The following is a 1,478-nucleotide window of genomic DNA, read 5'->3' as shown; positions in this document are numbered from 1 at the left end:
ACTGATATGTATTGACCGTGTCAAGTGCTCATTGCTGGTGTTCATTTGTTGAATGGAAGATCCAGTGTGTTTGGGTCAGGCCCGGCGGTTCTTCGACGGTTGATCATTCTGATATGCGCGGGTTGGGTACCGCATGACAAACGATTCGTCGAGGAGCTGCCTCCGTCTAGTGTCGAGGGTTGTGCTGTTTCCAGTTGCCTCCTAGTCCACGCGAGGGTTCTCCACCGCTGCCGGGCCTGGCCCAAACACACTGGGGCTTTGCGAGTCGGGGCTACGTAGTAGAGAACCTTGCCTGCTGCCCGATCGCCCAGATAAAACCCGTCAGTTCCCGGGTAATAGCGGTGCAAACCTGTACCGGTAATTTGCCTCGCGCCGTCAGATGACGAAAGCGCTGACACAACCGTTTCTGAGCACTCCATGCCACCTCTTGTATTTGTGCTGTGGTGCGTTCCGCGCGACGCTGTAGGATCGCAGACTTGCGTGCCGGATGTCGATAGGTCCAAGCCGCTTCGATCAGCACCCGCCGCACATGGCTGTTGCCAGTCTTGGTGATGCCGCCTCGTCGTTCACGCTTGCCGCTGGAATGCTCGCTTGGCACCAGCCCCAGATACGCCATCAGTTGCGGCGCGTCGTCGAAGCGTCGCAGGTCGCCAAGCTCGGCCACTACGGTCACGGCAGCAATCAAGCTAATGCCGCGCAGGGCCATCAAAGCCTCCATGACAGGCCAGACGGGGCTGTCTTGCACCGCGCGTTCGATCTCTTGCTCCAGGCTTGCCACATGTTGGTTGCAAGCCCGAATGGTGTCGATGTATTCGTGCAGCACGATCTGCTGCACCGGGTGGGCGAACGTCACGCCCTCCAGCCAGCGCCAATGCGCCTGGGTCCAGCGAGACTTGCCGGTGTAGCGATGGCCATGCCGCGACAGGAACGAGAGCAATCTTTGCTTTGCCTGCCGCTGCAGGTGCTTCATGTCCTCGCGCGCACGGGTGAGGTCACGCAACGCTTCTTGCGCTTCGCCGGGTATCCAGACCGCAGTGAGCTCGCCCGCCCGATGCAGGCGGGCCAGGGTCAGGCTGTCGCGACGGTCTGTCTTGACGCGTTCGCCGGGCTTTCTCGGAATCAGCGAGGGCGCCACTACCTGGCAGTCTTGCTTCAGGCCCTGCAGTTGCCGATAGAGCACATATCCGCCGGGCCCCGCTTCATAGCAAAACGACAACCGCGCTCCGTCTCGCTTGAGCTGGGTGACCAGCTTCTTGACGACCTCCGGAGTATTCACAAACTCGCCCATGTACCGGACTTCACCGCCGGCTTGCGCCACCGCTACGGCAATCGTTTCCTGATGGACGTCCATGCCCACGTACTTGCTAAACTTGTCCATGACCTGCCCCCTCAATTGTGGCTCTGGGCCGTTGGTTTAACCCCACCTCAAGCCTAATCCACGTCGCTTGAGGTGCGGCAGGTCAATACATCTTGTCTAG

At 59.9% G+C, this 1,478-nt stretch carries 1 protein-coding gene; it reads right to left on the bottom strand.

Annotation, left to right across the window (positions count from 1 at the left end):
• Positions 1 to 271 precede the first annotated feature (271 nt).
• Positions 272 to 1,378: an IS110 family transposase gene (locus CF68_RS34515; protein ID WP_035827994.1), complete on the bottom strand. Its 1,107-nt coding sequence runs from the start codon at positions 1,376 to 1,378 to the stop codon at positions 272 to 274.
• Positions 1,379 to 1,478: the final 100 nt, after the last annotated feature.

This window comes from Cupriavidus sp. SK-4 (assembly GCF_000611125.1).
Lineage (GTDB): Bacteria > Pseudomonadota > Gammaproteobacteria > Burkholderiales > Burkholderiaceae > Cupriavidus > Cupriavidus necator.
The sequence above is the reverse complement of the archived record's forward strand: the minus strand, read 5'-3'. Positions and strand labels throughout refer to the sequence as shown.